Source organism: Rathayibacter sp. KR2-224, assembly GCF_049446075.1.
Lineage (GTDB): Bacteria > Actinomycetota > Actinomycetes > Actinomycetales > Microbacteriaceae > Humibacter.
Genome location: NZ_JBMSEB010000001.1, coordinates 299244 through 325628, shown reverse-complemented (window position 1 = coordinate 325628; position 26385 = coordinate 299244). Strand labels below are relative to the sequence as shown.

The following is a 26385-nucleotide window of genomic DNA, read 5'->3' as shown; positions in this document are numbered from 1 at the left end:
ATTCCCCTCAAGGAATGGATGGTGCGCCGTGACTGGTGGAGACATCGCCGGGCTGATCGCCGCAGGCGTTTTCGCTGTGCTCGTCGCGCTGCTGGCGGTTCCGCTCGTCAAGCTGGGCAAAGTGTTCGATCAGACGACCGAGTCGATCAAAGAGGTGAGCGACGGGATCACGCCGATCCTGGAGGAGACCACCGAGACACTTCGCGAGACGAACAAGCAGCTCGGCCGAGTGGATGCCATCACCCGCAACGTGCAGGACGTCACGGGAAACGTCTCGGCCCTCGTGGCGTTGTTCGCCGCCACGGTAGGCGGCCCGCTCATCAAGCTCGCGGGTTTCAGTGCCGCCGTTCGGGCGGCCTTCCGCTTCGGCCGGCCACGTAAGCCCTCAGACAGCGAGTGAGCGGAGACGCGGCTCGGCATGCGGCACTAAACTCTCCCCCCATCCACCACGCTCACGACCATTAGGAGATCCGCCATGAAGAGCTTCCTCTGGTTCGTCGCAGGCATCGTCGGCGGCTTCGCTATCGCTCACCAGTTGAACAAGACCGAGCAGGGCAAGCAGTTCTTCGGTGAACTCGACCGCAAGGCACATGACTTCGGCGCGGCCGTCAGCGATGGCTACCACAAGCGCGAAGCCGAGCTGCGTGAAGCGATCGACCGGGCCGAAGACACCATCTCCGACCTGTCCTGACCGACCCGCCGAACGCCATCGCGGCGTCACACGACCCCTGAACGAACGGAACCATGCAGACCGCCCCCATGACGACAGCGGAGATCCGCCGCCGCTTCCTCGACTACTTCGCCGCGCGCGGACACACCATCGTTCCGTCGGCTTCGCTCGTCAGCGACGACCCCACTCTGCTGTTCACGATCGCCGGCATGGTTCCCTTCGTCCCGTACCTCACCGGTCTCGTTCCGCCGCCGTACCCGCGTGCCGCCGATTCCCAGAAGTGCATCCGCACGCTCGACATCGACGAGGTCGGCAAGACCCCTCGGCATGGAACGTTCTTCCAGATGCTCGGCAACTGGTCTTTCGGCGACTACTTCAAGCGTGAGGCCATCCAGTACGCGTGGGAACTGCTCACGAGCCCGGAGGACCAGGGCGGCCTCGGCTTCGACCCGGAAGACCTCTGGGTCACCGTCTACAAAGACGATGACGAGGCGCGCGGCTATTGGAAAGAGGTCGCCGGACTTCCGGACGAGCGCATCCAGGGCCTCGGCATGGACACCAACTACTGGTCGACCGGGGTGCCGGGGCCGGCGGGACCGTGCTCTGAGATCTTCTTCGACCGCGGTCCCGCCTACGGCGTGGACGGGGGTCCTGCCACCGACGACGACAGGTATGTTGAGATCTGGAACCTCGTGTTCATGCAGTACCTGCGTGGCGAGGGCACAGGCAAGGCGGACTTCGAGATCCTCGGTGAGTTGCCGAAGAAGAACATCGACACTGGGATGGGGCTCGAGCGCGTCGCCTTCCTCAAGCAGGGCGTCGAGAACATCTACGAGATCGATCAGATCCGGCCGGTCCTCGACCAGGCTGCGCAGCTCTCCGGCAAGACCTATGGCGCAGACCATGAGGACGACGTGCGGATGCGCGTGGTCGCCGATCACGTACGCAGCGCGCTCATGCTCATGTCCGACGGCGTGACGCCGTCGAACGAAGGGCGGGGCTACATCCTGCGCAGGCTGCTGCGCCGCACCGTGCGCTCCATGCGGCTGCTCGGAGTCGAGGCCGCGACGTTCCCCACGCTGTTCGCGGCGTCGCGGGACGCGATGAAGTCCACGTATCCCGAGGTGGAGAGGGACTACGACCGCATCTCGCACCTGGCGTTCGCCGAGGAGGACACCTTCCTCCGCACGCTTGTGAGCGGAACGACGATCCTCGACACCGCCGTCGAGAACACTCGCGCCTCTGGCAAGAAGCAGCTCGCCGGCGACACGGCGTTCCTGTTGCACGACACCTACGGGTTCCCCATCGACCTCACCCTCGAGATGGCTGAGGAGGCCGGCCTCACGGTCGACCGGTCGGCGTTCGACTCGCTCATGGCCCAGCAGAAGGCGCGCGCGAAAGCCGACGCCAAGGCGAAGAAGCGGGCGCTTGCCGATCTGTCGGTGTACAGCGAGTTGCGCGGCAAGGGCGAGACCGTCTTCACCGGCTACACCGACCTGCAGACCGAGTCACGAGTGCTCGGCATCATCGTCGACGGGGTCTCGGTGCCGCGGGCGTCGCAGGGTCAGATCGCCGAGGTCATCCTGGCCGAGACCGCGCTCTACGCCGAGTCCGGCGGTCAGGACGCCGACCAGGGCGTCATCGTCGGCCCCGGTTACGAACTCGAGGTTCTGGACGTGCAGAAGCCCGTCAAGGGCCTCATCAGCCACACCGTGCAGGTCACGAACGGCGAGGTGGGGCTGGATGCCCCGGCAACGAGTGTCGTGGACGCCGACTATCGTCGCGGCGCGCGTCAGGCGCACTCCGGAACGCACATCATCCACGCGGCTCTGCGTCAGGTGCTCGGCCCCAACGCCCACCAGTCCGGTTCGTACAACAAGGCCGGCTACCTGCGCCTTGACTTCTCCTGGAATCAGGCGTTGTCGCCCGAGACCCGCACCGAGGTCGAGGAGATCGCCAATAACGCGATCCGCGACGACCTCGAGGTGGTCACGCGCGAGCTGCCGCTCGACCAGGCGCGCGAAATGGGCGCCATGGCGCTGTTCGGCGAGAAGTACGGCGACGTGGTGCGCATGGTCGACATCGGCGGCCCCTGGTCTCGTGAGCTCTGCGCGGGCACCCACGTCTCGTCGAGCTCCGAGATCGGCCTCATCAATCTGATCAGCGAGTCATCGGTCGGGTCGACGAACCGCCGTGTCGAGTCCCTGGTGGGCTTGGAGGCATTCAAGGATCTAGCCGCCGAGCGCACGATCGTTTCGCAGTTGAGCGGCATGCTGAAGACCCCGAGGGAACAGTTGCCGCAGCGCATCGACGACCTGGTGTCCAGCCTCAAGGCCGCGGAGAAGAGGATCGCCGCTTTCGAAACACGCGCGGTGCTCGACCGCGTGCCCGGGCTGCTGGAGAGCGCGGAACGCGTCGGCGACGTTCGGGTCCTCGCTCAGAACGCAGGCTCGCTCGGCTCGGCCGACGACGTGAGGATGCTCGCAACGACCCTGCGCGAGCGCCTCGGTTCCGACCCTGCCGTCGTAGCCCTGGCCGCAGTCGTCGGCGAGCGGCCTGTCGTGATCGTGGCAACCAACCAGCGTGCGCGTGAGGCGGGCGTCAAGGCGGGCCCGCTGGCGAAGCGTGCGGCATCCGTGCTCGGCGGCGGAGGAGGCGGCAAGGACGACCTGGCCCAGGGCGGCGGCTCCGACGCATCCGCAATCGACGCCGCACTGGCATCCGTGCGCGCCGCGATCGGATAGCCCGCGTGCGATCGGGGGTCCGCCTCGGCGTCGACGTCGGACGAGTGCGCATCGGCGTGAGCCGCAGCGACCCGGACGGAATGCTCGCGCTGCCTGTCGAGACCGTGCAACGCGCGGAGGACGGCAGCGACATCGCTCGCATCCAGGCACTTGTCACGGAATTCGGAGCCGTCGAGGCTATCGTCGGACTCCCGTTGTCGCTTTCCGGTGCGCATACCGCCTCGACGGACGACGCCGTGGAATTCGCCTCCCGGATTGCGACCACGTGCGGCATCCCCGTGCGGCTCGTGGACGAACGGCTGTCGACTGTGTCGGCGCAGTCGGCCCTCCACGCCTCGGGCCGAACCACTCGGAACTCCCGTTCTGTCGTGGATCAGGCGGCTGCCACGGTAATTTTGCAACACGCGCTCGACGCCGAGCGCTCCAGCGGCAGGCCTCCCGGCGAGCTCGCCACCTGATAAGGACCCCCACGTGACCCAGCCCTTCCCGCCCGGTTCGTCGCGACCGGACTCTTCGCTCGATGGCGAGCGACCCCCACTCACCCGCAGAGAGGCCAGGGAGAGAGAGGCCCGGGAGAGGGCCGAAGGGGAACGAACCAACGGGCAGCAGGCGAACGGACAGCCGCCGAACTCCGAGCCCACGTCTGAGGCGCTCGACGGTGGCGAGGCACCCTCCGTCGAGGAATCGTTCTGGGGTGCGCTGAACTCCGACCGGGAACCCGCTGACGATGCAACCGCTGACCGCGGTGCAGGGGAGAGGGCGGGCGGCCGCCGCCCACCGCACGCGTGGTCCACTCTCCAGGAGGAGACGCCGCGCCGCGAGCCGAGACCGAGGAAAAGGCGCCGCTGGCTGGTCGCCACCATCGTGACCGTGGTCATCCTCGGCCTGCTCGGTGGTGCAGGTGCCTACGTCTGGAACGCGTTCCAGCCGGAGGTGCGCAAGCTGCTGGCCATCAACGAACCCACCGACTACACAGGCTCGGGCACGACTCCCGTCGACATCACGATCCACGAGGGCGACAACGGGTCCGACGTCGCGTCCACGCTCGCGAAGGCCGGCGTGGTGAAGACCTCCGACGCGTTCTACACACTCCTGCTGCAGACGAAGCCCGACCCCGTGTTCCAGCCCGGCGTGTACAAGCTGAAGAAGCAGATGAGCGCGAAGTCTGCGCTGACGGCGCTGCAGGATCCGAAGAACAAGCTGGCGCGCACGCTCACGATCCCCGAGGGTGACACCGAGGCGGACATCCTGCAGGCGCTCGCCAAGACCACGGGCGTTCCGCTGGCCGACCTGCAGGCCGCTGCCGCGAAGCCGGCCGACTACGGCGTGCCCGCCCAGGCGCCGAGCCTTGAGGGATTCCTATTCCCCGCCACCTACACGTTCGACCCAGGCGTCGACGCCAAGACGGTGATCAAGACGCTCGTCGACCGCGCGTTCCAATCGCTCGACCAGGCCGGCGTGCCCGCCGACAAGCGGTACAACACCGTGGTGCTGGCATCCATCGTGCAGAAGGAGGCGGGCAGCGTCGACGACATGGGCAAGGTCGCGAGAGTGTTCCAGAACCGTCTCGACCAGGGAATGGACCTGCAGTCTGACGCCACCGTCGCGTACGGGGCAGGGGTGAAGACCGTGTTCACGACGGACGCCCAGCGCGGAGACGCGTCGAATCCCTACAACACCTACGTTCACCAGGGTCTGCCCGTCGGCCCGATCTCGAACCCTGGCGACGACGCCATCAAGGCAGCCCTCAACCCCACGCCAGGTGGGTGGCTCTACTTCGTGACGGTCGACCTCAAGAACGGCACGACCGTGTTCTCGCAGACGGCTGAGGAACACGACCAGGCCGTTCAGCAGTTGCAGGACTGGTGCAATGCGAGCCCCGAGAACGATGCTTACTGCAAGTGACGGTGAGCGCGAGCTGGCCGTGCTCGGCTCGCCCATTGCGCACTCCAAATCGCCAGTTCTGCACGAGGCCGCGTACTCCGTGCTCGGGTTGCCGTGGCGCTATGGGCGCCAAGAGCTGACGCCGGATGCCCTAGAGGGCTTCGTGCTCAGCAGACCGGATGCCTGGCGCGGTCTGTCTTTGACGATGCCGCTCAAACAATCGGTGCTGCCGCTGGTCTCCACTCTCGACGAGCTCGCGCGGTTGACCGGAGCTGCGAACACGATCCTGTTCGACTCGGACAGCGCGGGCGGGCCTGTGCTGCGCGGGTTCAACACGGACGTGCCTGGCATCGTGCGTGCCCTGTCCGCCGCAGGAACCGGCTCGGCGCGGTCTGTGCTGATCTGGGGCGGCGGTGCCACCGCAGCGTCTGCCGTGGTCGCCGCGGCAGAGCTTGGCGCTCACGACGTGATCGTGCAGGTGCGCGAGCCCTCTCGGGCAGCGCATCTGACCGAACTCGGGCACGCGGTCGGCCTGCGGGTGGGCATCCGCACGTTCGGCGAACCCGTCGTCGACCGGCCCGACCTCGTCATCAGCACGCTGCCCGGAACGGCATTAGCCGCCGGCGCGAGCCGCGGCATTCTGCAGGGGGAGGGGGTCGCGCGGGCCGCTGCCGAAGGCATCCTTCTGCTCGACGTCGCATACGACCCGTGGCCGACCGAGATCGTGAGCGCATGGAGCGCCATGGCCGGGCAGGCAGGCGCACGGTCCAACGTGCTTTCCGGACTCGCGATGCTTGTGCATCAGGCTCTCTTGCAGGTGCGGATCTTCGTCTTCGGCGATCCGGAGCTGGAGCTGCCGCACGAGGAGTCCGTACTCGCCGCCATGCTCACCGCCGTCGGGCTCGACGCATCGGGACGCCCCGTCGCTGCATGCCAGAATTGACGCATGCTTCGTTGGCTCACCGCAGGGGAATCGCACGGCCCTGAACTCGTGGCGATCCTGGAGGGGCTGCCCGCAGGGGTCCCCGTTTCACTGGATGCCGTGCGCGCGGACCTCGCGCGCCGCAAGCTCGGCTACGGCCGCGGGGCGCGAATGAAGTTCGAGCAGGACGAGCTGGCGCTCTCCGGCGGCGTCCGCCACGGGTTCAGCATGGGCAGCCCGATCGCGCTGCGGATCGGAAACACGGAATGGCCCAAGTGGGTCGAAGTGATGAATCCGGAGCCGGTCGATCCCGAGAAGCTCGCCACCGGAAGGGGAGCGCCGCTGACTCGCCCGCGGCCGGGACACGCGGACCTCGTCGGCATGCAGAAATACGGCTTCGATGAGGCACGGCCCGTGCTCGAGCGGGCCAGCGCGCGCGAGACCGCGGCGCGGGTCGCGCTCGGCGCGGTCGCCAAGGCCTTCCTCGCAGAGCTCGGGGTCGAGCTCGTGAGTCACACGCTTGCCATCGGGCCGGTGCGCGTCCCCGATGGGACGGCGCTACCGAGGCCATCGGATGTCGACGCGCTCGACGCCGACCCGCTCCGGTGCTTCGACGCTGCCACCTCCGCGCTCATGGTGGCCGAGGTGGATGCCGCGCACAAAGACGGCGACACGCTCGGCGGCGTGGTCGAGGTGCTCGCGTACGGGGTGCCGGTGGGCCTGGGTTCGCACGTGCACTGGGACCGCCGGATCGACGGGCGGCTTGCGCAAGCGCTCATGAGCATCCAGGCCATCAAGGGCGTCGAGGTCGGCGATGGCTTCGAGACCACCCGCAGGCGCGGCTCCGAGGCGCACGACGAGCTCGTCATCGACGGGGACGCGATCTCGCGAACGAGTGACAAGGCCGGCGGCACGGAGGGCGGCATGACGACCGGTTCACTGCTTCGCGTTCGGGCGGGCATGAAACCCATCGCCACGGTTCCCCACGCGCTGCGCACCGTCGACGTCGCAACAGGCGACGTCGCACCAGCCCACCATCAGCGCTCGGACGTTTGCGCCGTTCCCGCGGCGGGTGTCGTCGCCGAAGCGATGGTCGCGCTTGTGCTCGCCGACGCGGTGCTGGAGAAGTTCGGTGGAGATTCGCTTGCCGAGACGCAGCGCAATCTGCGCGGCTACCTGGATGCCATGCCGTCTGCGCTGCACACCGAGACAGCGCGCGCGTGACGGTCGTGCTCATCGGGCCGCCCGCCGCAGGCAAGAGCAGGGTCGGCAGGCGTCTCGCGCGCCGGCTCGACCTGCCCTTCACCGACACTGACGCGGTCATCGTGCGCGACCACGGACCCATCTCCCAGATCTTCGCGGAACAAGGCGAGCCCGCATTCCGGGCACTGGAGCGGGAAGCCGTCGTGACGGCGCTGGCGACGCACGGCATCGTTTCGGTCGGCGGGGGAGCCGTGCTCGATCCGCGCACCCAGGCGGACCTGAAGCGCGCGCGTGTCGTGCTGCTCACCGTGAGCCCTGAGGCCGTTGCGGCTCGCATCGACGACGGTAAACGACCGCTCGTGCAGGGGATCGAATCGTGGCTGCAGCTGGTGGCGAAACGGATGCCGCTCTACGAGTCGCTCGCCGACTACCGTGCGGACACGTCGCGGCGTCCGATCTCCACGATCGTTGAAGAGATCGCGGAGTGGCTGCAGCAGCAGGAAGAGGAGGATGCATGAGCGAGGAGACGACCGAGCTGCGGGTCTCGGGGGCGAACGCGTACGGCATCCGGGTCGGGCGAGGCATCCGCTTCGATGCGGGCGAGCTGCTCGGCCCAGAGGTGCGGCGTGTGCTCATCGTTCATCAGCCCACGCTGGCGGCGGCGGCCGCCGAGCTCCGAGAAAGCCTGACCGACCGCTACGAGGTGCTGCTGGCCGAGATACCCGACGCCGAGGCGGCCAAACGCATCGAGGTTGCTGCGTTCTGCTGGCAGATCATGGGGCAGGCGGACTTCACCCGGAGCGATGCCGTGATCGGCTTCGGCGGCGGAGCGGCGACCGACCTCGCCGGGTTCGTTGCGGCCACGTGGTTGCGCGGAGTGAAGCTGGTGCAGATCCCCACAACCGTGCTCGGCATGGTGGATGCCGCCATCGGCGGCAAGACCGGAATCAACACCGCTGAGGGCAAGAACCTGGTCGGAGCCTTCTATGCACCGGCCGGAGTGCTCTGCGACCTCGACACGCTCGACGCGCTGCCGCGCAACGACCTGCTCGCGGGCTACGCGGAGGTGGTCAAGGCGGGCTTCATCTGGGCGCCCGAGATCCTCGACAACATCGAGTCGGACCAGGAGGCCGCCACCGACACGCACAGCCCGGTGTTCCGGCGCAACATGGAACTCGCCATCGACATGAAGGCGAAGGTGGTGAGCGAGGACTTCCGTGAGGCCGGGCTTCGGGAGATCCTCAACTACGGCCATACGCTCGGGCACGCGATCGAGCACACCGAGCGCTACCAGTGGCGCCACGGCGCGGCGGTCTCGGTTGGCATGGTGTTCGCGGCCGAGCTGGCCAGGCTGAGCGGGCGTCTGCGCGACGACGTCGCAGACAGGCACAGAAGCATCCTGACGTCGCTCACGCTGCCCGTCAGCTACCCGGCCGGCAGGTGGCAGACCCTTCTCGCTGCGATGCAGCGCGACAAGAAGACGAGGGGAAACACGTTGCGGTTCATCGTGCTCGACGACATCGCGCGTCCCACTGTGATGCCTGCGCCCGACCCCAGCCTCTTGTTCGCCGCCTATCAGGAGGTCGCATCGTGACCGAGCCGCCGCCATCTCGCCGGCTTCTCCTCGTCAACGGACCGAACCTCAACCTGCTCGGCGTGCGGGAACCGGAGATCTACGGACACGAGACGCTCGCAGACGTGGAAGCCCTCACCGCGAAGACCGCGGCAGTGTGGGGGTTCGAGGTTCGCGCTCTGCAGTCGAACCACGAAGGCGTGCTCATCGACGCCATCCACGAGGCAAGGCTCGACTGCGCGGGCATCGTCATCAACCCCGGCGGCCTCACACACACGTCCGTCGTGTTGCGGGATGCCCTCTCCGGCGTCGCGCTGCCGGTCGCGGAGGTGCACATCTCGGATGTGACGAAACGCGAGGACTTCAGGCACTTCTCCTACGTGCGCGACGTCGCCGTCGTGCACGTGATCGGGGAAGGCGTCGCGGGGTACGCGACGGCCGTATCGAAGCTGATCGAGGTCATCGCCGGTCGAACAGACGGCTGACGTTCTGCGAGTTCACCGCCCGCTCCCGGTAGAATGTCTCGATGGTCCGCGCGGGCGCGTGGTGACCACTCGACTTCCCCATCGTTACTTAAGGATCTTCACGCATGGCATCCGACACCGCCGACATTCGCAATGGCGCCGTCCTCAACATCGACGGCCAGCTCTGGACAGTGATCGAGTTCCAGCACGTCAAGCCGGGCAAGGGCGGCGCGTTCGTGCGCACCAAGCTCAAGAACGTCGTCAGCGGCAAGGTCGTCGACCGCACGTACAACGCGGGCACCAAGCTCGAGTTCGAGAACGTCGACCGTCGCGAGTACCAGTACCTGTACAGCGACGGCGACGGGTTCGTGTTCATGGACACGAGCGACTACGACCAGTTCACCGTGCCTGGAACGATCGTGGGCGATGCTGCGAACTTCATGCTCGAGAACCAGAACGTCACCATCGCCATGAACAACGGCAACCCGCTCTACGTGGAGTTGCCGGCATCCGTCGTGCTGGAGATCACCTACACCGAGCCGGGACTGCAGGGCGACCGCTCCACCGGAGGAACGAAGCCCGCAACGGTCGAGACGGGCTACCAGATCCAGGTGCCGCTGTTCCTCGAGACCGGTACGAAGGTCAAGGTCGACACCCGCACGGGCGAGTACCTCGGCCGCGTCAACTAGTGAGCGCCAGAAGCAAGGCACGCAAGCGCGCCATCGACATCCTCTACAGCGCCGACCTGCGGGGCATCCCGTTCGCGCGGGCTCTCGCGGACGAGGCGCAGCGCGCGGCGAACGAGCCTGCACGTGAGGCGTCCTGGCTCTACGCTCGCGAGATCGTCGACGGTGTCATCGACAACGGCGACGAGATCGATGAGCTCATCCAGACGTACGCGCAGGGTTGGACCCTGGAACGGATGCCCGCGGTGGACCGTGCGATCCTGCGGATGGGCGTGTGGGAGCTGCTCTTCAACCCCGCGATCCCCGACGGTGTCGCGATCTCGGAGGCCGTCGAGCAGGCCACGATCCTGTCGACGGATGATTCGGCGAAGTTCGTGAACGGCCTGCTCGCGAAGATCGGCTCCGCTGTCGCGCACTGACGAGACGGTCACCCCACCCTCGACTCCTGGAAGCCTTCAGTCATGAGACGCCCCCTCACGCGCACCATCGTCACCGCCCTTCTCACCGCAGCCGTCGCGGTGGTCCTCGCCGCCTGCACGGCCGCGCCGACCACCACCACGGGCGGTGGCCACGGTTCGGCGGCGATTCCGAAGGGCGTGACGGGCGCCGCGGACTTCGACAAGGGCGCGCTCGTCGTCGGCGACGGCAAGACGACGGTCGACACCTACATCGACCCGATGTGCCCGTACTGCGGACAGTTCGAGCGTGCCAACGGCCGTGCGCTTGCCGGCAAGGTGAACGACGGCACCATCACCCTGCGGGTGCATCCGCTCAACTTCCTCGACCCCAACTCGCAGGGCACGAACTACTCGTCGCGCGCCGGGAGTGCGCTTACGTGCGTGGCGGCATCCGATCCGAAGGCCACGCTGACCTACCTCTCGGCGCTCTATGCGAACCAGCCGGGGGAGCAGTCGTCCGGCCTCACCGACGCCAAGCTCGTCTCGCTCGCGCACGGTGTCGGTGCGACATCCGTCGACTCGTGCATCAAGTCGCATAAGTATGCCGGCTGGCTGACCAGGAACACGGAGAATGCGCTGAACGGGCCGATTCCCGGAGCCGACATCAAGTCGATCAAGGGCACTCCGACGGTTCTCGTGAATGGGCACTCCTACTCGGGCGACATCACCGACACGAAGGCTCTGCTTGCCTTCATCGCCTCGGGTGGCAAGTAGTAGCGGGCACCCGGAAGCGCTGCTCGGTCCTGCCATCCGATAGCACGCTCTCCTCGAATGGGACGGGGATGACCGCCCGCCAGAACGCAGCGGCGCCCTCGTTCTCCCTCATCTGCGACACCCGCCATTCGCCGGGGTGAAGCGCGAACAAGCGTTCTACCGCACAGCGGCCAACGCCCTCCCGCCTCCGCGCCGGGTCGATGAAGAATTCCGCCATCTCGATGGGACGGGTCAGACGCACGAGCGCGAATCCGGCGGACCGCATCGACGTCGATGAGGTAGGGGCGGCGGTCTTCGTCGCTCCAATAGGCATCCAGCCACGGATATGGATAGCGCCCGTCCGCGTCGGGAACTCGGCCATCGACCGCGGAGAAGCCGCGCAGATAGGACTGCATCATGCGATCGAGCAGGTCTCGGTCGCCGGAATCCGCCAGTCTCACTGCAGCATGCATTCGGCCAGCGTAAAGCTCGTGCAGCGAAGAGCGCGTGCAGCGTAGGCCGCTGTTAGAAGGGTGGTGGGTCGGTGTCGTGGCCGGTGGGTGTTCGCACTCGGATGCCGCCGTCGGGTTTGGGGTCGATGCGGATCCGGGTGACGGTTTTGAGTCGGTGCAGTCGTGGTTTCAGTGGGACCAGGTTGGTCACCTCGGTGGTGCCACCGTGTTGCCATTCGACGACATGGTCGATCTCACCCCCGCTGGTGACCCCGGTAGCCAGGTAGGGTGCGGCGTCGTCGTCGAGCCCGTACCTGATCGTCAGCCACCGTTTCTGGTCAGGGGTTGGCCGGTACCGTCTGGCATCCAGGTTCAACCCGGCCGGGGAGCCCGGATCAGCGACCACTTTGCGGAACGCGGGAGCATCCCGTAACACGCGACCCGCGGTCTGGGCTGGGATCGGCCCGTAGCCGAGGAGTTCCGCGAACCGGCCGTCAGCATCCATCAACACCACCGGCTGCACACCGTTACCGGCAGACCCGCCCGTGCCGCTCCGGCCGCTGACACCAGCGCTGCTGCCCGTGCCGCCCGTGCTACCGGCACCTGCGCCGCCGTTGGCGGTGAGGAAGTGCAGGGCGAGGTCGGCCCGCAACTGATCAAGGGTGCGCGACTCACCCTCCCTCGCGTGGAGGCGGCGTGCTGCGGCGGTGAGTGCGGCTTCGGCTTGCGCGATCTGCACGATCGGCCCGTACAGGTGCAGCCAGGCCATGGCATCCTCGGCCGGCTCCACCACCACCCGGCGGCACCGCACCGCTTCCTGATGCCGTTCCTGCACCGTGTCAGCACACAACCGTTCCCGCAACAACCGGCAGCGACGGGCGAACTCACCTGCCCTTACCCGTTCCGCGATCCCGGTCAGCTTCGCGTCAAACGCCTCAAACGCCGCCCGATCCGGAAGCCCGACCGAGGCTTCCACCGCAGCCCTGGCATGCTGCGGCGAGATGAGACCAGCCATGAACAGCCCGCACAGACCGGGCAAAGAGGCCGACAACACCTCGCCCTGGAACGCCATCGAACGCACCACGTTCTCACTCACCTGCAACCGTTGCGCCAGATCGAACGCGACCGACCGTTGCGCGAAATCCACCTCATCCACCCGCGGATCCCGATCCCTCATGCCGACCGGCACATAAATGCGCGGATTCTGCCGGGCAATCTGAAACGCGTCCCGGATCGCGAACACCTGCCTGGCCGCCTGCTGATACACCACCGTCTGCGACCCCACCGCATCACCCAACACGAACCCCAACACCACCTCCGCAGACACAAGCGCAGCAGAACACGCCATCTCCGCGGCCGAAGACGGCAACTCCGGATCCTCCCACCACGGCACCTCCTCAACCTCCGCGGAAACAATCACATCGGGTTCGTACATACCTTCGAACCTACGCCCCACCACCGACACACCGGCGCCCCCATGCACAACCGGGCCGCGAAGAAACGCAGCAGCGGAAGAACCGAGCGCAAGAAGAGGGACAGCGACGGAAAGAATGGAAACGAGGCGGCCAGAACTGCCGACTGCGGAAACCGAAGCGGTAGAGAAGGCTGGTTACGGAAATGGGCGCGGAGAACCGAGCGGAGAGAAGCCGCCACCCTGCACACGAGCACATCCGCGTGCCTGATAGGCTTGTGCGAGTTTGGCAACCTTTAAGGGCCGTCCTGTGAGGCGGGGAAGGGGGTCGGCATGACGGCACGCACCGTGCTGCACCAGGCTGACATCGCCCGGGCGTTGACTCGGATCTCTCACGAGATCCTGGAGTCCAACCGGGGATCCGCCGATCTCGTGCTCCTGGGCATCCCCACACGCGGAGTCGCGCTCGCGCACCGCATCGGAGCCGCGATCGCACGCATCGAAGACGGCGCAACACCGCCGGTGGGATCGCTCGACGTGACGATGTACCGCGACGATCTCGCGAAGCATCCCACTCGGGCGCCTTCGCCCACGAGCGTTCCCGTGTCGATCGACGGGAAGACCGTGGTGCTCGTCGACGACGTGCTGTTCTCCGGACGCACCATCCGCGCCGCACTCGACGCTCTGAGTGACCTGGGGAGGGCGAGGGCTGTGCGCCTCGCCGTGCTCGTGGATCGAGGGCACCGCGAGTTCCCGATCCGCGCCGACTTCGTCGGCAAGAACCTGCCGAGCTCGACGCGGGAACGCATCAATGTGCGCGTGACCGAGGTCGACGACGAGGATGCCGTCACGATCGACGGAGGCGAGAACTGATGCGCCACCTGCTCTCCACTCGTGACCTGGACCGCGCCACCGCGGTCGGCATTCTCGATGTGGCCGAAGACATGGCGGATGTCGCCACTCGCGAGGTGAAGAAGCTCCCGACCCTGCGCGGCAAGACCGTGGTCAATCTGTTCTTCGAAGACTCGACACGCACCCGCATCTCGTTCGAAGCAGCGGCCAAGCGCCTCTCGGCCGACGTCATCAACTTCAGCGCCAAGGGGTCGAGTGTATCGAAGGGCGAGAGCCTCAAGGACACGGCACAGACGCTCGCCGCAATGGGCGCCGACGCCGTTGTCGTGCGCCACTCGGCATCGGGTGCCCCGCACACGCTAGCCTCCAGCGGCTGGATCGACGCAGGCATCCTGAACGCCGGCGACGGCACGCACGAACACCCGACGCAGGCGCTGCTCGACGCGTTCACCATGCGGAAACGCCTGCACGGCGACGCGAGTCGCGGCAGGGATCTCTCCGGTCTGCGCGTCGTGATCGTGGGCGACATCCTGCATTCTCGGGTCGCCCGGTCGAACGTCTGGCTTCTCGACACGCTCGGTGCCAACGTCACGCTCATCGCACCACCGACCCTGCTGCCTGTGGACACCACGTCATGGCCGGCTGCCATCGGCTACGACCTCGACACCGCCATCGCAGATGACCCGGACGTGGTCATGATGCTGCGTATCCAGGCCGAACGCATGAACGCCGCCTTCTTCCCGAACGCGCGAGAGTACTCCCGCACCTGGGGGCTCGACGCTGAGCGTTCGAGCAGGTTGCGTCCGGATACGATGGTCATGCATCCGGGCCCGATGATCCGAGGTCTGGAGATCTCCGCCGCAGCCGCCGATTCGCCGCGCTCGCTGGTGCGCGACCAGGTCGCCAGCGGCGTTTCCGTGCGCATGGCTGCGCTCTATCTGCTGCTGTCAGGCGATCGGGAGGTCGGTTAGGTGTCAAGCGAACGTTTCTTCATCGAGGGCGCGACACTCGTCGACGGCTCGGCAACCGACATCCTCGTCGCCGACGGCCGACTTACGGTCGGCGATGACGCGCGAGACGGAGCCAAGGATGCCACGCACATCGACGCCTCTGGACTCATCGCCCTGCCCGGCCTGGTCGACCTGCACACCCACCTGCGCGAGCCCGGCTACGAGCAGAGCGAGACCGTGCTCACCGGCACGCGCGCGGCCGCGGCCGGCGGCTACACCACCGTCTTCGCCATGGCCAACACGTCACCGGTGGCCGATACAGCCGGTGTCGTGGAACAGGAACTGACTCTCGGCCAGATCGCGGGCTACGCGACCGTGCAGCCCATCGGTGCGGTGACCGTGGGTCTCGCGGGGGAGCGGCTCGCCGAGCTGGGCGCCATGGCATCCTCGCGCGCACGGGTCCGGGTATTCTCCGACGACGGACTGTGCGTCGCCGACCCACTGCTCATGCGCAGGGCACTCGAGTACGTCAAGGCCTTCGACGGCGTCATCGCACAGCACGCCCAGGAGCCGCGGCTCACGGTCGGAGCGCAGATGAACGAGGGTGCGCTCTCTGGAACGCTCGGGCTTGCGGGCTGGCCGGCCGTCGCGGAGGAGTCGATCATCGCCCGAGACGTACTGCTGGCAGAACACGTCGGCAGCCGCCTGCACGTGTGCCACGTCTCGACCGCGGGGTCCGTCGACATCATCAGGTGGGCAAAGGCGCGCGGCATCGACGTGACGGCGGAGGTGACCCCGCACCATCTGCTCCTGACCGAGGAGCTCGTCTCCGGCTACGACGCGCGGTTCAAGGTCAACCCGCCTCTGCGACGCGAGGAGGATGTGCTCGCGCTCCGCGCCGCGCTGGCGGACGGCACCATCGACATCGTCGCCACCGATCACGCGCCGCATCCGATCGAAGCCAAGGACTGCGAGTGGGACGCGGCAGCCAATGGCATGGTCGGCCTCGAATCGGCTCTGAGCGTCGTGCACCAGGCCGTCGTCGCCACTGGTCTCCTTGACTGGGCGGACGTCGCGCGCGTGATGAGCGAGGCGCCCGCGAGGATCGGACGCGTACCGCGCGGTGCGGGGGTACGAACGGGGTCGCGCGCCGACCTGGCGCTCTACGACGCGAACACGAAAGGCGTGTTCGACGCGGACCGCCTCGCGGGCAAGGGTGTGAATTCGCCCTACCTGGGGCGCCAACTGCCAGGGCGTGTTGCATGGACGTTCCACAGCGGAACCGCGACGCTCCGCGACGGTGCGCTGATCGCTGTCGACGAGGCCGCGACGTTGGCCGCCGAGGCGGTAAGAGAGCAGGTGCTCAATGGATAAGTTCTGGCCCACCGTGCTCATCATCGTCATCCTCGCCCTCGTCTTCGTCGGCATGTGGTGGGGCTGGAGACGACGTGCGAGACGGGACTCAGGGCTGGTCGTGCCGTCGGTGCTCCGGGCACCCGGTGAGACGATCCTGACGACGCAGGCCGTGCATGTCGCCACGACGCACCACGAGCGACCGCTCGATCGCGTTGTGGTGCCCGGGCTGGCGTTCCGGGCCAACGCCACTGTCACCGTGTCGACCGGGGGAGTGACTCTCACTGCTCCGGGCGAAACCAGCGTTGCGATCTCGGCATGCGCCATCCTCGGAGCGGGCACCGCGACCTGGACCATCGATCGCTCGGTGGAGCGCGACGGACTGGTGCTCGTCGCCTGGCACACCGAGGCAGCCGCAGGCGGCACGGATCCCGCTGCCGCCGCACTCGACACCTACCTGCGCCTTGCCGACGCCGCAGAGCAAGGCAGGCTCGTTGCGGCCATCCGCTCGATGACGCAAGCACCCAACGACACAACCGGCGCCGACGACGTCGCCACCGATACGACCACCGGAAGCGAGGCCTGAGATGTCAGACGACGAATTCGCCCAGGAGCAGACCCCAGACCAGCAGGAGAACGACCAGCAGGAGCACGGCCAGCAGGAGAACGGCGAGCAGGAGAACGGCGACCAGGGCACCGGGCAGGAGCCCCAGGACCAGGCTGCCGCTACCACTCCCGTCGAAGCCCCGAGCGCCCCGCGGGTCGAGGTCGCAACTCCATCGGCCGGTGCCATCGCCTCGCGCCGCGAGCCCGCCGTTCTGGTGCTGGAAGACGGCACACGGTACGAGGGCCGCGGCTACGGCGCGCTCGGCCACACGCTCGGTGAGGCCGTCTTCGCCACGGGCATGACGGGGTACCAGGAGACGCTGACCGACCCCTCGTACGCCGGCCAGATCGTGCTCATGACGGCGCCGCACATCGGCAACACGGGCATGAACGACACCGACATGGAATCGAAGCGAATCTGGGTGGCAGGCTTCGCCGTGCGCGAGCCAGCCCGGATCGTCTCCAACTTCCGTTCGCAGCGCAGCCTCGACGACGACCTGGCCGATAACGGCGTCGTCGGGATCAGCGGCATCGACACGCGAGCCGTGACACGTCATCTGCGCTCGGCCGGCGCGATGCGCGCAGGCATCTTCTCCGGGCAGGATGCCTCGCTCAGCCACTCCGAGCAGCTGGATGCCGTGCGCGGCAGCGCGGACATGCGCGGGCTGAACCTGTCCTCGGTCGTGTCCACGCCCGAGCAGTATACGATTCCGGCGAACGGGGAGCGGGTCGGCTCGGTCGCGGTTCTCGACCTCGGTGTGAAGACGAGCACGCTGAACTACCTGGCGGAACGGGGCTTCGACGTGATCGTCGTTCCGGAGACGGCGACCGCAGACGACATCATGGCCCTCAAGCCCAGCGCGCTGTTCTACTCGAACGGGCCGGGCGACCCCGCCGCGTCAGATCAGCACGTCGAGCTGCTTCGCACCGTGCTGCGCAACGAGGTGCCGTACTTCGGCATCTGCTTCGGAAACCAGCTGCTCGGCCGTGCGCTCGGGTACGGGACCTACAAGTTGCCCTTCGGGCACCGGGGCATCAACCAGCCCGTGCTCGACCGGTCGACCGGAAGGGTGGAGATCACGGCGCACAACCATGGGTTCGCCGTCGACGCGCCGATCGACTCGGTGAGCGAGTCCGCTGCAGGCTTCGGGCGCGTCGAGGTGAGCCACTACGACCTCAACGACAACGTCGTGGAGGGCCTGAACTGCCTGGACATCCCCGCGTTCAGCGTGCAGTACCACCCAGAGTCGGCTGCCGGACCGCACGACGCGAACTACCTGTTCGACAGGTTCGCCGAGCTCGTGCGGGAGCACGAGCGACGCACGTCGGGTGGCGGTGAAGCCGCGAATTCAGACCCGGGGCCAGACAGCGAGAACGACGAGAGCGGAGAAGCCTGAGTCATGCCGAAAAGAGAAGACATCTCCAGCGTTCTCGTGATCGGGTCCGGTCCGATCGTGATCGGCCAGGCGTGCGAGTTCGACTACTCGGGCACGCAGGCGTGTCGAGTGCTGCGCGAGGACGGCGTGCGGGTCATCCTCGTCAACTCCAACCCGGCGACGATCATGACCGACCCCGACTTCGCCGATGCCACCTACATCGAACCGATCACGCCAGAGGTCATCGAGACCATCATCGCGAAAGAGCGGCCGGATGCCATCCTGCCCACGCTCGGCGGCCAGACCGCGCTGAACGCCGCGATGGCGCTGTTCAAGGCGGGCACGCTCGACAAGTACGGCGTCGAGCTCATCGGCGCGAACGTGGAGGCGATCGAGAAGGGCGAGAACCGCCAGGTCTTCAAGGAACTCGTCATCGAGTGCGGAGCGGATGTCGCGGCATCCCGCATCTGCCACACCATGGACGAGGTGCTGGCGGGCGCGGCCGAGCTCGGCTACCCGCTCGTCGTGCGCCCCAGCTTCACCATGGGCGGCCTCGGCTCCGGATTCGCCTACGACGAGAACGACCTGCGTCGCATCGCCGGTGCCGGCCTGCACGATTCGCCGACGCACGAAGTGCTGCTCGAGGAGTCGATCCTGGGCTGGAAGGAGTACGAGCTCGAACTGATGCGCGACACGGCCGACAACACGGTCGTCGTCTGCTCGATCGAGAACGTCGACCCTGTCGGTGTGCACACAGGCGACTCGATCACCGTCGCCCCTGCGCTCACTCTCACCGACCGCGAGTACCAGCGGCTGCGCGACATCGGCATCGACATCATCAGGGCCGTCGGCGTCGACACGGGCGGATGCAACATCCAGTTCGCCGTGAACCCGGAGACCGGCAGGGTGATCGTGATCGAGATGAACCCGCGCGTCTCACGATCGAGCGCGCTTGCGTCCAAGGCCACGGGCTTCCCGATCGCGAAGATCGCGGCGAAGCTGGCCATCGGGTACCGGCTCGACGAGATCCCGAACGACATCACCAAGGTCACGCCTGCGAGCTTCGAGCCGACGCTCGACTACGTCGTCGTGAAGGTGCCGCGGTTCGCGTTCGAGAAGTTCCCGGCAGCCGATCCCACGCTGACCACGACCATGAAGTCCGTCGGCGAGGCCATGGCGATCGGCCGCAGCTTCACGAGTGCCCTGCAGAAGGCTCTGCGATCGCTGGAGAAGAACGGCTCGTCGTTCCACTGGGGCGACGAGGCGCGCAGCGTCGACGAGCTGGTGCAGGCATCCGTCACGCCCACCGACGGCCGAATCGTCACGGTGCAGCAGGCGCTGCGCAAGGGTGCGAGCATCGACGACGTCTACACGGCGACAGGCATCGACCCCTGGTTCCTCGACCAGATCGTGCTCATCAACGAGGTGGCGGACGAGATCGCGAATGCGGGCATGCTCGACACCGAGACCATGCGGCTCGCCAAGGACCACGGGTTCTCGGATGCCCAGATCGGCCAACTGCGCGGCTTCGGCGAGGCGGAGGTGCGCGAGGTGCGCCACATCCTCGGCGTGCGTCCGGTGTACAAGACCGTCGACACGTGCGCGGGGGAGTTCCCGGCACTCACCCCGTACCACTACTCGAGCTACGACGCGGAGACCGAGGTCGAGCCGAGCGACAAGCGCAAGGTTGTCATCCTCGGTTCCGGACCAAACCGCATCGGACAGGGCGTCGAGTTCGACTACTCGTGCGTGCACGCCTCGTTCGCCCTGCACGACGCGGGGTTCGAGACCATCATGATCAACTGCAACCCCGAGACGGTCTCCACCGACTACGACACGAGCGACCGGCTCTACTTCGAGCCGCTCACGCTCGAGGACGTTCTCGAGGTGATCCATGCGGAATCGCAGTCCGGCGAGCTCGTCGGCGTTGTGGTTCAGCTCGGCGGGCAGACGGCGCTCGGCCTGGCCAAGGGCCTGGAGGCGGCGGGCGTGCCCATCCTCGGCACGTCGCCGAGTGCGATCGACCTCGCGGAGGAGCGCGGGCTGTTCGCCGGCATCCTCGACAACGCCGGGCTGCTCGCCCCGCGTAACGGGACCGCCTACGACGTGGCGGGAGCGCAGGCCGTCGCGGCCGAGATCGGCTTCCCCGTGCTCGTGCGGCCGAGCTATGTGCTCGGCGGGCGCGGCATGGAGATCGTGTACGACTCACCGTCTCTGGAGGACTACTTCGAGCGGGTTGCAGACCAGGCGATCATCGGGCCGGGGCATCCGCTGCTCGTCGACCGGTTCCTCGACGACGCGACCGAGATCGACGTCGACGCGCTGTACGACGGCACGGAGCTCTACATCGGCGGAGTGATGGAGCACATCGAGGAGGCTGGCATCCACTCCGGCGACTCCAGCTGCACGCTGCCGCCCGTGACGCTCGGCAGGGCGGAGATCGACCGCGTGCGCGTGGCCACGGTGAAGATCGCCGAGGGCATCGGCGTTCGAGGACTGCTCAACGTGCAGTTCGCCGTCGCCGCAGGCGTGCTCTACGTGCTCGAGGCGAACCCGCGGGCCAGCCGCACGGTTCCGTTCGTGTCCAAGGCGCTCGGCATCCCCCTGGCCAAGGCTGCCAGCCGCATCATGGTGGGCGAGTCGATCGCCGACCTCAAGGATGCCGGCCTGCTGCCAGCAGACGACGGCTCGGTCGTGCCGCTCGACGCCCCCATCTCGGTCAAGGAGGCGGTGCTGCCCTTCAAGCGGTTCCGCACCAAGGACGGGCAGATGGTGGATTCGGTGCTCGGCCCCGAGATGCGCTCGACCGGTGAGGTCATGGGCATCGATCGCGACTTCCCGCGCGCGTTCGCGAAGAGCCAGACCGCTGCGTACGGCGGCATGCCGCTCTCCGGCACGGTCTTCGTGTCGGTCAGCGACCGCGACAAGAGGTCCATTGTGCTCCCGGCGCTCCGGCTCGCGCAGCAGGGCTACCGGCTGGTCGCCACCGAGGGCACCGCAGAGGTGCTGGCACGCAACGGCATCGCGGCGGAGACCGTGCGCAAGTACAGCGACGCGCCATCGGGCGACGAGCCCAGCATCGTCGACCTGATCAACGCGGGTGAGATCGACATCGTCGTGAACACGCCGAGCGGACGTTCGGCACGTGCCGACGGGTACGAGATCAGGGCCGCGGCGGTCGCTGCGGACATCGCATTGTTCACCACGATCGCCGAGCTCAGCGCGGCGGTGGCATCCATCGACGCGATTCGCGAGGGCTTCGACGTGAGGTCGCTGCAGGAGTACGCCATCGACCGGGCGGGGCGCCTGTGACACGGTTCGGTGAACGCGTCAGGGCGGTGCTCGACGACAGAGGGCCGCTCTGCGTCGGCATCGACCCGCACGTCGCCCTTCTCGGGCAATGGGGACTGGATGCCTCCGCGTCGGGTGCCCGCGAGTTCGGACTGCGCGTGGTGGAAGCCGTCGCACCGTCGACGGGGATCGTGAAACCGCAGGTCTCCTTCTACGAGCGATACGGATCGGCGGGCTACGCGGCCCTCGAGGAGGTGCTGGCGGCTGCCCGAGCCGCCGGGCTGCTCGTGATCGCCGACGCCAAACGCGGCGACATCGGCACGACGATGGATGCATACGCCGACGCCTGGCTCACCCCCGGCTCGCCCCTCGAGGCGGACGCCATGACGGCCAACCCGTTCCTGGGCACCGGCGCGCTGACGCACACATTCGAGCTCGCCGAGGCCCACGACAAGGGTGTCTTCGTGCTCGCCGCGACGAGCAATCCGGATGCCCTGGCCGGTCAGCGCGCCCGCCTCGCAGACGGCAGCACGGTCTCGGCCCACATCGTGGCCGAGGTATCCGCCCGCAACGCCGAACACACCCCTGCGGGCGAGTGGGCGAGTCTCGGATTCGTCATCGGAGGGACCGTAGACTTGGCGGATGCTGGCCTCGAGGCGTACTCGCCACCCGCTCCCATCCTCGCCCCCGGGTTCGGCCACCAAGGCGCCGACATCGCGGATCTCGGCCGTTTCGGCCGGGCCGAGCCGTGGGTCGTCGCCAGCGAGAGCCGCAGCATCCTGTCGGCCGGTCGAGACGGGATCGCCGATGCCGTCTCCGCGCGCGCAAACGAATATCGTCGACACCGTTCCCTCTCGCACCGCTGAGGTATCAACCGACCTTGTCTGATCATCCGGCGCGGCTCGCCCGCACCGCCGCCCCCTTAGACGCCATGCCCGACTCAGAGACTCGTATCAAAAGCATCCGCCCGCCCGAAGTCGACCGCGTCGCCGCATCCCGCGCGGCCGTGGCCGCCAGGCGCGCCCGCGCAGCGGTCAAGGCCGCCATCACGGCCGGCGCACGCTCACCCGTCGAGGTTCTGGATGCCGCGGCCGCCGATCCCACAGGGCCGGAAGGCACCCTGCGCGTCACCGACTTCCTCATGAGTCTCAAGGCCATCGGTGCGACCAAGACCGCTGACATCCTGTCGCGCCTCGAAATAGCGCCGGTGAAGCGACTCGGCGGGCTCGGCAAGCATCAGCGCACCCGCCTGCGCGAATTCCTGATCGAACGGTTCGAGCGTCCGGCGGGCGGCCGACGCACCAGGCTCACCGTGCTCGCAGGGCCGACCGCCGTTGGCAAGGGCACTGTCGCGCGGTACATCAGGGAGAACTACCCGGCAGTGATGCTGTCGGTGTCGGCCACCACGCGACCCGCGCGGCCAGGCGAGGTGCACGGCGTCGACTACTACTTCGTCGACGACGCGGAGTTCGATCGCATGATCGCCGACCACGAGCTGCTCGAATGGGCGAAGGTGCACAACAGCCATCGCTACGGCACGCCGCGCGCACCCATCGAGCGCGCCCTCGCCGAAGGCAGGAACGTGCTGCTCGAGATCGACCTGCAGGGCGCGCGGCAGGTGCGCGCGGCAATGCCCGACGCCGTGCTCGTGTTCCTGGCACCGCCGAGCTGGGAAGAACTCGTGAGACGGCTCGTCGGCCGCGGTACCGAGTCGCAGGAGGAACAGCACCGCAGGCTGGCCACCGCGAAGGTGGAGTTGGCGGCACAGGACGAGTTCGATGCACGCGTGGTGAACAGCACCGTGGCCGAGGCTGCGCGCGAGGTCGTAGACTTGATGGAGGTGCAGGCGCGCCGTCCGCGCCGCGCCGCCACGTCATCCGGTCGCTGAACGTCGAGGTCAGCCTTCCTCGCCGCCGGCGAACGCAGCAATTTCGCACGGCCAGGCGCCCGGCGGCCGCAACATAAGGAGCATTCATGTCAACCGCAGCCAAGGGCATCATCGACCCGCCGATCGACGAGCTGCTTTCACGAGTCGAGTCGAAGTACGCACTCGTGATCTTCGCGTCCAAGCGAGCACGCCAGATCAACGACTACTACGCAGACCTGCACGAAGGAAGCCTCTTCGACAACGTCGGCCCGCTGGTGGACTCCACCATCGACGACAAGCCGCTGTCCGTCGCCCTGCACGAGATCAACGAAGACAAGCTCGTCGTCCGTCCTATCGACGAGTGACGACCAGCGAGAGTGCCGCCGTGAGCACGCCAATGACGATCGTCGTGGGCGTGACCGGCGGCATTGCCGCGTACAAGGCCGTTTCGGTCATCCGCGCGCTCGTGCTTCAAGGGCACGATGTGCACGTGATCGCGACGGATGCCGCGCTGCGCTTCGTGGGAGCGCCCACCTTCGAGGCGATCAGCCGCAACCCGCTCAACACAGACCTTTATGAGGGTGTCTCCGAGGTTCGACACGTCGGCATCGGCAAGCGCGCCGACCTCGTGGTGATCGCACCGGCGACGGCGAACACGATCGCCAAGCTCGCCAACGGGCTGGCCGACGACCTGCTCACCAACACCGTGCTCGCGACCACGGCCCCCGTACTCCTCGCGCCGGCTATGCACACGGAGATGTGGCAGCATCCAGCCACGCGGGCCAACGTGCAGACGCTGCGATCACGCGGCGTCGCGATCGTGGGTCCTGGTGTCGGAGCGCTCACCGGCACCGATTCCGGACCCGGCCGCATGGAAGAGCCGGACAAGATCGTGACGACGGCGCTGGCCCTGGCTGCGCGCCAGACCGCTCGACGCGACAGGCCCGCCTCCACGCGCGCGCAAGGGGATGCCGCGCGCCGCGATCTCTCCGGGCGACGCTTCGTGATCACGGCAGGCGGCACACGCGAGCCGCTCGATCCGGTGCGGTACCTCGGCAACCGGTCGAGCGGCAAGCAGGGCGTCGCCCTGGCGGTCGCAGCCCGTGACCGCGGTGCCGATGTCGTGCTCATCGCCGCGCACCTCGACGTGCCGGCGCCCGACGGCGTCGAGACGCGCACGGCGTCCACCACGCTCGAACTGCAGCATGCCGTGACCGAAGCTGCCGCGGAGGCGGACGTCGTGATCATGGCAGCGGCTGTGGCCGACTTCCGCCCGACCGCCCCGAGCGAGGCGAAGATCAAGAAGGAGAAGGTGGGCGACGCTCTCGAGCTGTCCCTCGTCGCGAATCCAGACATCCTCGCCGAACTCTCTGCCGGCAAGCGAGCCGACCAGACCGTGGTGGGCTTCGCGGCCGAGACCGAGAACGACCCCCAGGAACTCATCGAGCTGGGCAGACGGAAGCTCGCTCGCAAGGGATGCGACTACCTGGTCATCAACAACGTGGGATGGCACACCGGGTTTTCCGCAGATGACAACGAGGTCGTCGTGCTCGACGGAGGCGGCGATATCGTGATGGAGGCCTCAGGCACGAAAGCGTCGGTGGCCGACCGTATTCTCGACGTCATCACTCCCGCCTGACGAGGCACGCGTCGAGCACACCGAGCCCGGCCCGAACGGCGCCAGACACCCATGGAACGGGCTTCCAACCGATGGAGCATCCTTGAGTTCTCTGCGTCTTTTCACGTCCGAGTCAGTGACAGAGGGACACCCGGACAAGATCTGCGACCAGGTCTCCGATGGCATCCTGGATGCCCTGCTCACGGTCGACCCGTACAGTCGCGTTGCCGTGGAGACGCTCGTTACGACCGGCCTCGTGCATGTCGCCGGCGAGGTGAGCACGAGCGGTTATGTCGAGATCCCCGCGATCGTGCGTGACACCATCACGTCGATCGGATACACCTCTTCCGACGTGTGGTTCGACGGGCGATCCTGTGGCGTCTCCGTGTCGATCGGTGGTCAGTCGCCCGACATCGCGCAGGGCGTCGACACCGCATACGAGACGCGCGAAGGGGCATCCGTCGACCTGCTCGACCGTCAGGGGGCCGGCGACCAGGGCATCATGTTCGGTTACGCCACGACCGAGACCCCTGAGCTCATGCCCGTTCCGATCTGGATCGCCCACCGCCTTGCCGAACGCCTCGCCGAGGCACGCAAAGACGGCGAGCTCGACTATCTGCGTCCGGACGGCAAGACCCAGGTGACCATCGGATACGAGGGCATCACCCCGCGAACCATCGACACGGTCGTGCTGTCCACGCAGCATTCTCCTGCCGTCCCCACCGAGCGGTTGCGAGCCGAGGTGGCCGAGCACATCATCCGCCCGTTGCTCGAGCGGGTCGAACTGGACTCACGCGACGTGAAACTGCTCATCAATCCCACGGGGCGGTTCGAAATCGGCGGACCGCAGGGTGACGCGGGTCTCACGGGGCGCAAGATCATCATCGACACCTACGGCGGCGCTTCACGGCACGGCGGGGGAGCGTTCAGCGGAAAGGATCCGTCGAAGGTCGACCGCTCCGGCGCCTATGCCATGCGCTGGGTCGCGAAGAATGCGGTCGCGGCCGGGCTTGCCGACCGCTTGGAGGTGCAGGTCGCGTACGCGATCGGAACGGCCTCGCCCGTTGGACTGTACGTCGAGACGTTCGGCACTGGGCACGTGCCCGATGAGCGCATCACCGCGGCGGTACGCGAGGTGTTCGATCTGCGTCCTGCTGCGATCATCCGCGATCTCGACCTGCTCCGACCGATCTACGCGAAGACGGCCACATACGGTCACTTCGGCCGCGAGTTGCCGGACTTCACCTGGGAGCGGCTGGACCGCGTCGACGACCTGCGGTCTGCCGCCGGCCTCTGACGGTACCGGCCATGA

The 26385-nt window shown here is 67.4% G+C and carries 25 protein-coding genes; 24 read left to right on the top strand and 1 reads right to left on the bottom strand.

The features are described 5' to 3' along the window. Positions 1-28 precede the first annotated feature (28 nt). The 13 genes from ACO2Q7_RS01530 (at position 29) to ACO2Q7_RS01470 (ending at position 11318) form a co-directional block, all read left to right on the top strand. A complete protein-coding gene (locus tag ACO2Q7_RS01530) occupies positions 29-400 on the top strand; it encodes a DUF948 domain-containing protein (protein WP_423353881.1) in 372 nt (123 codons plus the stop codon). 75 nt (positions 401-475) lie between these two features. Further along, the gene (locus ACO2Q7_RS01525; protein ID WP_423353880.1) at positions 476-691 is read left to right on the top strand and encodes a hypothetical protein; all 216 of its coding nucleotides are present in this window, start codon (positions 476-478) and stop codon (positions 689-691) included. 68 nt (positions 692-759) lie between these two features. Then, the gene (gene alaS / locus ACO2Q7_RS01520) at positions 760-3414 is read left to right on the top strand and encodes an alanine--tRNA ligase (protein ID WP_423355934.1); all 2655 of its coding nucleotides are present in this window, start codon (positions 760-762) and stop codon (positions 3412-3414) included. A 5-nt stretch (positions 3415-3419) separates the two neighbouring features. Continuing rightward, positions 3420-3872, top strand: coding sequence for a Holliday junction resolvase RuvX (gene ruvX, locus ACO2Q7_RS01515; protein ID WP_423353879.1), 453 nt, complete (start codon positions 3420-3422; stop codon positions 3870-3872). A gap of 13 nt (positions 3873-3885) precedes the next feature. Next, complete coding sequence (gene mltG, locus ACO2Q7_RS01510) at positions 3886-5319, top strand: endolytic transglycosylase MltG (protein WP_423353878.1); 1434 nt, start codon at positions 3886-3888, stop codon at positions 5317-5319. After that, positions 5303-6241, top strand: coding sequence for a shikimate dehydrogenase (locus tag ACO2Q7_RS01505; protein WP_423353877.1), 939 nt, complete (start codon positions 5303-5305; stop codon positions 6239-6241). Before mltG ends, ACO2Q7_RS01505 begins: the two co-directional genes overlap by 17 nt. Before the next feature lie 3 nt (positions 6242-6244). After that, positions 6245-7444, top strand: a complete 1200-nt coding sequence (aroC, locus tag ACO2Q7_RS01500; protein WP_423353876.1) for a chorismate synthase — start codon at positions 6245-6247, stop codon at positions 7442-7444. Next, positions 7441-7941 carry a shikimate kinase gene (locus ACO2Q7_RS01495; RefSeq protein WP_423353875.1) on the top strand — a complete coding sequence of 167 codons (501 nt, stop codon included), beginning with the start codon at positions 7441-7443 and terminating at the stop codon, positions 7939-7941. The genes aroC and ACO2Q7_RS01495 overlap by 4 nt, the downstream gene beginning before the upstream one ends. Continuing rightward, positions 7938-9017 carry a 3-dehydroquinate synthase gene (gene aroB / locus ACO2Q7_RS01490; RefSeq protein WP_423353874.1) on the top strand — a complete coding sequence of 360 codons (1080 nt, stop codon included), beginning with the start codon at positions 7938-7940 and terminating at the stop codon, positions 9015-9017. Before ACO2Q7_RS01495 ends, aroB begins: the two co-directional genes overlap by 4 nt. After that, a complete protein-coding gene (locus ACO2Q7_RS01485) occupies positions 9014-9481 on the top strand; it encodes a type II 3-dehydroquinate dehydratase (RefSeq protein WP_423353873.1) in 468 nt (155 codons plus the stop codon). The genes aroB and ACO2Q7_RS01485 overlap by 4 nt, the downstream gene beginning before the upstream one ends. A gap of 104 nt (positions 9482-9585) precedes the next feature. Next, the gene (gene efp, locus ACO2Q7_RS01480) at positions 9586-10149 is read left to right on the top strand and encodes an elongation factor P (protein WP_423353872.1); all 564 of its coding nucleotides are present in this window, start codon (positions 9586-9588) and stop codon (positions 10147-10149) included. Continuing rightward, a complete protein-coding gene (gene nusB, locus ACO2Q7_RS01475) occupies positions 10149-10565 on the top strand; it encodes a transcription antitermination factor NusB (RefSeq protein ID WP_423353871.1) in 417 nt (138 codons plus the stop codon). Before efp ends, nusB begins: the two co-directional genes overlap by 1 nt. 42 nt (positions 10566-10607) lie before the next feature. Then, positions 10608-11318, top strand: a complete 711-nt coding sequence (locus tag ACO2Q7_RS01470; RefSeq protein WP_423353870.1) for a DsbA family protein — start codon at positions 10608-10610, stop codon at positions 11316-11318. A 504-nt stretch (positions 11319-11822) separates the two neighbouring features. Here ACO2Q7_RS01470 and ACO2Q7_RS01465 read toward each other — a convergent pair. Further along, entirely contained in the window at positions 11823-13184 is a 1362-nt protein-coding gene (locus ACO2Q7_RS01465; protein ID WP_423353869.1) for a DUF222 domain-containing protein, read from the bottom strand. Positions 13185-13493: 309 nt separating this feature from the next. Between ACO2Q7_RS01465 and pyrR the strand changes: the two genes are divergently transcribed. The 11 genes from pyrR (at position 13494) to metK (ending at position 26370) form a co-directional block, all read left to right on the top strand. After that, complete coding sequence (gene pyrR, locus ACO2Q7_RS01460; protein WP_423353868.1) at positions 13494-14033, top strand: bifunctional pyr operon transcriptional regulator/uracil phosphoribosyltransferase PyrR; 540 nt, start codon at positions 13494-13496, stop codon at positions 14031-14033. Further along, positions 14033-14983, top strand: coding sequence for an aspartate carbamoyltransferase catalytic subunit (locus ACO2Q7_RS01455; RefSeq protein WP_423353867.1), 951 nt, complete (start codon positions 14033-14035; stop codon positions 14981-14983). Before pyrR ends, ACO2Q7_RS01455 begins: the two co-directional genes overlap by 1 nt. Next, positions 14984-16336 carry a dihydroorotase gene (locus tag ACO2Q7_RS01450; RefSeq protein WP_423353866.1) on the top strand — a complete coding sequence of 451 codons (1353 nt, stop codon included), beginning with the start codon at positions 14984-14986 and terminating at the stop codon, positions 16334-16336. Beyond that, the gene (locus ACO2Q7_RS01445) at positions 16329-16901 is read left to right on the top strand and encodes a hypothetical protein (RefSeq protein ID WP_423353865.1); all 573 of its coding nucleotides are present in this window, start codon (positions 16329-16331) and stop codon (positions 16899-16901) included. Before ACO2Q7_RS01450 ends, ACO2Q7_RS01445 begins: the two co-directional genes overlap by 8 nt. Before the next feature lies 1 nt (position 16902). Continuing rightward, positions 16903-18318 (top strand): glutamine-hydrolyzing carbamoyl-phosphate synthase small subunit, encoded by a 1416-nt coding sequence (gene carA / locus ACO2Q7_RS01440; protein ID WP_423353864.1) that lies wholly within the window; start codon positions 16903-16905, stop codon positions 18316-18318. A gap of 3 nt (positions 18319-18321) precedes the next feature. Beyond that, entirely contained in the window at positions 18322-21609 is a 3288-nt protein-coding gene (carB, locus tag ACO2Q7_RS01435; RefSeq protein ID WP_423353863.1) for a carbamoyl-phosphate synthase large subunit, read from the top strand. After that, on the top strand, positions 21606-22454 hold the full coding sequence (gene pyrF, locus ACO2Q7_RS01430) for an orotidine-5'-phosphate decarboxylase (protein WP_423353862.1): 849 nt from the start codon (positions 21606-21608) through the stop codon (positions 22452-22454). The genes carB and pyrF overlap by 4 nt, the downstream gene beginning before the upstream one ends. A gap of 65 nt (positions 22455-22519) precedes the next feature. Beyond that, positions 22520-23476, top strand: coding sequence for a guanylate kinase (gene gmk / locus ACO2Q7_RS01425; protein ID WP_423355933.1), 957 nt, complete (start codon positions 22520-22522; stop codon positions 23474-23476). An 86-nt stretch (positions 23477-23562) separates the two neighbouring features. Next, positions 23563-23820, top strand: a complete 258-nt coding sequence (gene rpoZ, locus ACO2Q7_RS01420) for a DNA-directed RNA polymerase subunit omega (RefSeq protein WP_423353861.1) — start codon at positions 23563-23565, stop codon at positions 23818-23820. A 32-nt stretch (positions 23821-23852) separates the two neighbouring features. Then, a complete protein-coding gene (gene coaBC / locus ACO2Q7_RS01415; protein WP_423355932.1) occupies positions 23853-25094 on the top strand; it encodes a bifunctional phosphopantothenoylcysteine decarboxylase/phosphopantothenate--cysteine ligase CoaBC in 1242 nt (413 codons plus the stop codon). Positions 25095-25176: 82 nt separating this feature from the next. Then, positions 25177-26370, top strand: coding sequence for a methionine adenosyltransferase (metK, locus tag ACO2Q7_RS01410; RefSeq protein ID WP_423353860.1), 1194 nt, complete (start codon positions 25177-25179; stop codon positions 26368-26370). The last annotated feature ends 15 nt before the right edge of the window (positions 26371-26385 follow it).

What these genes read in the sequence shown, in the direction of transcription:
- ACO2Q7_RS01470 (WP_423353870.1), top strand. Translation starts at nt 10,608, where the DNA reads ATGAGACGCCCCCTCACGCGCACCATCGTCACCGCCCTTCTCACCGCA.
- pyrR (WP_423353868.1), top strand. Translation starts at nt 13,494, where the DNA reads ATGACGGCACGCACCGTGCTGCACCAGGCTGACATCGCCCGGGCGTTG.
- efp (WP_423353872.1), top strand. Translation starts at nt 9,586, where the DNA reads ATGGCATCCGACACCGCCGACATTCGCAATGGCGCCGTCCTCAACATC.
- ACO2Q7_RS01465 (WP_423353869.1), bottom strand. Translation starts at nt 13,184, where the DNA reads ATGTACGAACCCGATGTGATTGTTTCCGCGGAGGTTGAGGAGGTGCCG.
- ACO2Q7_RS01505 (WP_423353877.1), top strand. Translation starts at nt 5,303, where the DNA reads ATGCTTACTGCAAGTGACGGTGAGCGCGAGCTGGCCGTGCTCGGCTCG.
- aroC (WP_423353876.1), top strand. Translation starts at nt 6,245, where the DNA reads ATGCTTCGTTGGCTCACCGCAGGGGAATCGCACGGCCCTGAACTCGTG.
- ACO2Q7_RS01525 (WP_423353880.1), top strand. Translation starts at nt 476, where the DNA reads ATGAAGAGCTTCCTCTGGTTCGTCGCAGGCATCGTCGGCGGCTTCGCT.
- carB (WP_423353863.1), top strand. Translation starts at nt 18,322, where the DNA reads ATGCCGAAAAGAGAAGACATCTCCAGCGTTCTCGTGATCGGGTCCGGT.
- alaS (WP_423355934.1), top strand. Translation starts at nt 760, where the DNA reads ATGACGACAGCGGAGATCCGCCGCCGCTTCCTCGACTACTTCGCCGCG.
- gmk (WP_423355933.1), top strand. Translation starts at nt 22,520, where the DNA reads ATGCCCGACTCAGAGACTCGTATCAAAAGCATCCGCCCGCCCGAAGTC.
- carA (WP_423353864.1), top strand. Translation starts at nt 16,903, where the DNA reads ATGTCAGACGACGAATTCGCCCAGGAGCAGACCCCAGACCAGCAGGAG.
- ACO2Q7_RS01455 (WP_423353867.1), top strand. Translation starts at nt 14,033, where the DNA reads ATGCGCCACCTGCTCTCCACTCGTGACCTGGACCGCGCCACCGCGGTC.
- ACO2Q7_RS01445 (WP_423353865.1), top strand. Translation starts at nt 16,329, where the DNA reads ATGGATAAGTTCTGGCCCACCGTGCTCATCATCGTCATCCTCGCCCTC.
- rpoZ (WP_423353861.1), top strand. Translation starts at nt 23,563, where the DNA reads ATGTCAACCGCAGCCAAGGGCATCATCGACCCGCCGATCGACGAGCTG.
- aroB (WP_423353874.1), top strand. Translation starts at nt 7,938, where the DNA reads ATGAGCGAGGAGACGACCGAGCTGCGGGTCTCGGGGGCGAACGCGTAC.
- coaBC (WP_423355932.1), top strand. Translation starts at nt 23,853, where the DNA reads ATGACGATCGTCGTGGGCGTGACCGGCGGCATTGCCGCGTACAAGGCC.